The organism is Candidatus Effluviviaceae Genus V sp. (assembly GCA_014728125.1).
Taxonomy (GTDB): Bacteria; Joyebacterota; Joyebacteria; order Joyebacterales; family Joyebacteraceae; genus WJMD01.
In genome coordinates this window covers 1-3,946 of record WJMD01000172.1, presented here as the reverse complement: position 1 = coordinate 3,946, position 3,946 = coordinate 1, and the positions used below count along the sequence as shown (strand labels likewise).

The window sequence follows — 3,946 nt, the reverse complement described above, 5'->3', positions numbered from 1 at the left end:
CCGACCCCACGCTCCCCGACGCCTACTTCAACCGCGGCCGCGTCTACGAGGCACTCGGCCGGCCGAGCGAGGCCAGGCGGCAGTATCTGCTCGCACTTGAGCTCGACCAGACCTTTCTGCCCGCGCGAAGAGCGCTGGCATCGCACTGATCCCCCGAAGCTCTGCTCCCACCAACCGACGTCGCCGCAGAGATGACGCCTCGCTCAGTTCACGATTCACGATAAAAGACTACGGGTCAATTTCTTAGAGGACATTGGTGCTTGCTGAAGCATCAAAAGCTGTGGTATTATGACGTGAGAGACAGGAATCGTCGCTCTCCGGCCCGGGGAAGCAGAGCCGGGATGAGCGGCGATTCGCGTCCGCCGAGGTGACGCCGGCAGAGAAACCGAACACCACAGGATGCGAGAGGAGGTGGTGCCCCAGGCATCTGCGTTCGATGAAGTCCACTCTTCGCCGCTCCGTGACCACCCCTGACGGGACATGTACGGAAGCGGCCCCATGAACGAGGGAGTTTCTACATGAAGCGCACACTGATCATCGCCATCTGCCTCATGATGGTGGCCACGGTCGCCTTCGCCGAGAAGCCGGCCGAGGACGCTAAGTACGCGCCTGAGAAGTCGGGCACCACGATCGTCGACCGCGACTACGATGAGGGCTTCGAGACGAGCGTCCCGCCGGCGGGCTGGACGACGACCATCACCAACCCGAGCTACACCTGGCAGCAGACCACGCTCAGCTTCTACGAGGGCGCCGCGGCTGCCGAGTGCGTCTACGACCCGGCCCTCGTCCCCCAGGACGAGTGGATGTTCTTCGATTACACGATCGGTCCCGGCGAGACCCATCTCAACTTCGCGGCGATGGCCAGCTACTACTGGGCCGTCGACCCTTACCAGAACTACAACCTGTTCGTGACCGTCAACGGGACGACTGTCTGGGACTTCGTCACAGACTACGCGACCGAGACGAGCTACGAGTGGAAGGTCTACGACATCGACCTCTCGGCGTACGACGGCCAGACCGTGACCATCGGCTTCGGGTACGTCGGCTCTGACGGCGCGCAGGGCGCGTTCGACCGCATCGGCATCAATGACGGCTACACGCCTCCGCCGCCCCCGCCCGGCGACACCTGCGAAGACCCGCTCGTTCTCCCGAATGGCGAGTTCACGATCAACACCGACACGACGATCGAGGGTCTGAACAACGACTACGATCCGGGTTCCGGTGGCTGCACCGGCTACGGCGCCTCTGGTGCCGACCTCGTCTACGTCACGAACCTCGACGTCGGTCAGACGCTCTCCGTGCTGATGAACGCCGACTACGACGACTCCATCTACCTCATCACGGACTGCGCCGACCCGGTCGGCTCCTGCGTCGCCGGTTCGGACCTCTACCCCAGCGGCTCGAACTTCACCTACACCGCGACGGCCGCAGGTGTGTACTACCTGATCGTCGACGGCTACTCGGGCGCCGGTACCGCCACGATCACCGGCACGAACGAGGGCAACGTCACGGCTGTCGACGATGCCAGCTGGTCGACCATCAAGGCCCTCTACCGATAGACACCACGGCCTTGTGAGAAACAAGACGAGGGGGGCGGGATCATCTTCCGCCCCCCTCGTCGTCTCCGGCAGGTTATCGTGCGTTCAGAACGTGTACCAGACGCCGCCGGTCAGGGTCGAAAGGCGGCGGTCGGTGCTCTCCTCCCACGCCAGGATCATGACCGTACCGCGTCCCTCGATCGACACGCCGAGCGCCGGAACGGCGAACTCGACGCCCGCGCCGAACTCCCCGCCCCACCGGATCTCGCTCTCGTCGTCCCCGAGCTCATAGTCGACGGCATTGGCCCCCAGGATCCCGTACCACTTGAGCCCTCCGACACCGCCGACGTTGCCCAGGAGCACATCGACCGAGGCCACTCCGAACGCCCCGTCGTCCACCGACAGTCCGATATCCCCGCTGCTCCAGGCCGTCTCAAGGTCGTCCTGGAACACCCGCGAGTAGGACACCTCCCCCGCGATCACGGGAACTCCCGGTGTCAGCCTCAGCCTCAATCCAATGATCGCCCCGGTCCCCGCGTCATCTTCGAGCGGAAGGGCCGCCCCGGCGGAGAGGCCGACGCCGACATCGACGACGCCCGCGGACGTGCCGGACGGAGATGAGACCACAAGGAGACCGACCAGGGCGATGAGCAGCGCGGTGCGCATTGGTACCTCCCGGAACTGCAATGAACAGGCCCCCGGCCCGGCGCTTCGGGCCGGACCGCATGACCAGGGGCGGACATGGGACTCAGAGCCTAGCAGAAAGGGGCTTTCCAGTCACGAACGCAGGCACGGGAGACGTCATCGAGGTCTGTCGAGGCTGGAATACTCTTGTCGAAGGCGGCTTGATGGTGTATACTAGCGTCGCTCCTCAAGAGACATGGACGCTTCATCAAGAGAGACTCAGGGATGCCGAACCTCCCGTGCCGGTGGGCGATATGACCTGCCCGATCAGTGCGCGAGAGACTGTGTCGAGTCCTGTGGGTCGTATTCCTGATGGATGTTCAGGCAAGGGTCTTGCTTAGATGACGGCAAGACAAGCTGAGGTTGCAGGAACAGTGACTCCGAGGGGAGGTGAGTGGAGGCACACCTGCAAACACTGGTTGTTCGGTTGAGTGGTCACCACCATGGTGAGAAAGGGAGGAAAAAGTATGAAGTGGACTGTTGCCATTGCGATGGTTGCTCTGCTTGTGGCGGGTCTCGCATACGCGGACCAGCCGATCAGCAGGACCAACACGATCATGCAGGACAAGCCCTACGACTATCCGGAGCGCGACTACTTCGAGGGCTTCGAGGACGGCGTGATGCCGCCCGCGGGCTGGAGCCAGACGATCAACTGCGTTACAGACAGCCTGACGACCTGGGTGTTCGGATCCCAGGCCCTCTACAACGAGCCGTACGAGGGCCTCGACTGCGCCTACATCCACTGGCAGCTTGGTGGGTGCACGATGCAGGATGAGTGGCTGACGTTCGACTACACACTGACGGACGAGAACACCCTGTCGTTCGCCACCCAGGGCAGCACCTACTGGACGATGAACGCCGACTTCATCGTGACGATCAACGGGACCGTCGTCTGGAGCTTCTACAACGACTTCACCGGCGTCAGCTGGGAGTACGAGGTCGTCGAGATCGATCTGACCGGGTACTCCGGCACGATCGAGATCGGTTTCGGCTATGTGGGACAGGACGGTGGCGATCACTACTTCGACGCCGTGAACGTGTTCTACAAGGAGCCAGCCGAGCCTCCGTGCTGCCCGTTCGAGTATGACTGCTACGTCTACGACTTCAACGAGGGCGCCTGCGGCCTCCAGTTCATCGCGTGCGACGGGCTCCCGACGTGGCAGTGGGGCGCGCCCGACCCGCTCGTCCCGACGACGGCCTGCGACGGCGTCGAGGTGACCAACGTCCTCGGCACCACGCTCGTCGGTGCCTACCCGGCCGGCGCGGGTGAGATCGCCATGGTCGGTCCGGCCATGATCTCCCCCGACTGCACGTGCCTCGAGCTCTGCCACTTCTACGACACCGAGTCCGACTTCACGCCGTGGGACGGCGGAAACGTCAAGGTCTCGACCGACGGCGGGACGACCTGGACGCTCATCTACCCGCAGGGTGAGATCGGCTACCCGGGCCTCTTCCCCGAGTGCGGCGGCACCTACTTCCCGCCGTGCGTCTGTGGCGAGGAAGGCTACTACGGCACGAGCACGACGTTCGTCCGTGACTGCTTCGATCTCTCCGACTTCGTCGGCCAGGAGATCATGATCGGTTTCTGCTTCGGCTCGGACAGCTACGAGACCGACGATCTCGGCTGGTACATCAAGTGGGCGAAGATCGGCGGCGCCGGCTCGGCCACCGAGGACTCGAGCTGGGGCAACATCAAGGCCATGTACCGCTAGCGGACAGGCCTG

The 3,946-nt window shown here is 63.7% G+C and carries 4 protein-coding genes; 3 read left to right on the top strand and 1 reads right to left on the bottom strand.

Translation table 11 applies throughout. The features are described 5' to 3' along the window. Window positions 1–149: tetratricopeptide repeat protein (locus GF405_10320; GenBank protein ID MBD3368544.1), on the top strand; the 149-nt coding region annotated here is incomplete at its 5' end. A 369-nt stretch (window positions 150–518) separates the two neighbouring features. Further along, complete coding sequence (locus tag GF405_10315) at window positions 519–1,559, top strand: hypothetical protein (protein ID MBD3368543.1); 1,041 nt, start codon at window positions 519–521, stop codon at window positions 1,557–1,559. 84 nt (window positions 1,560–1,643) lie between these two features. On the opposite strand, the gene GF405_10310 is transcribed toward GF405_10315, so the two are convergent. Continuing rightward, window positions 1,644–2,204, bottom strand: a complete 561-nt coding sequence (locus GF405_10310) for an outer membrane beta-barrel protein (GenBank protein MBD3368542.1) — start codon at window positions 2,202–2,204, stop codon at window positions 1,644–1,646. Between the two features lie 485 nt (window positions 2,205–2,689). On the opposite strand from GF405_10310, the gene GF405_10305 reads away from it, so the two are divergent. After that, the gene (locus GF405_10305) at window positions 2,690–3,934 is read left to right on the top strand and encodes a hypothetical protein (GenBank protein MBD3368541.1); all 1,245 of its coding nucleotides are present in this window, start codon (window positions 2,690–2,692) and stop codon (window positions 3,932–3,934) included. The last annotated feature ends 12 nt before the right edge of the window (window positions 3,935–3,946 follow it).

What these genes read in the sequence shown, in the direction of transcription:
- GF405_10315 (MBD3368543.1), top strand. Translation starts at nt 519, where the DNA reads ATGAAGCGCACACTGATCATCGCCATCTGCCTCATGATGGTGGCCACG.
- GF405_10305 (MBD3368541.1), top strand. Translation starts at nt 2,690, where the DNA reads ATGAAGTGGACTGTTGCCATTGCGATGGTTGCTCTGCTTGTGGCGGGT.
- GF405_10310 (MBD3368542.1), bottom strand. Translation starts at nt 2,204, where the DNA reads ATGCGCACCGCGCTGCTCATCGCCCTGGTCGGTCTCCTTGTGGTCTCA.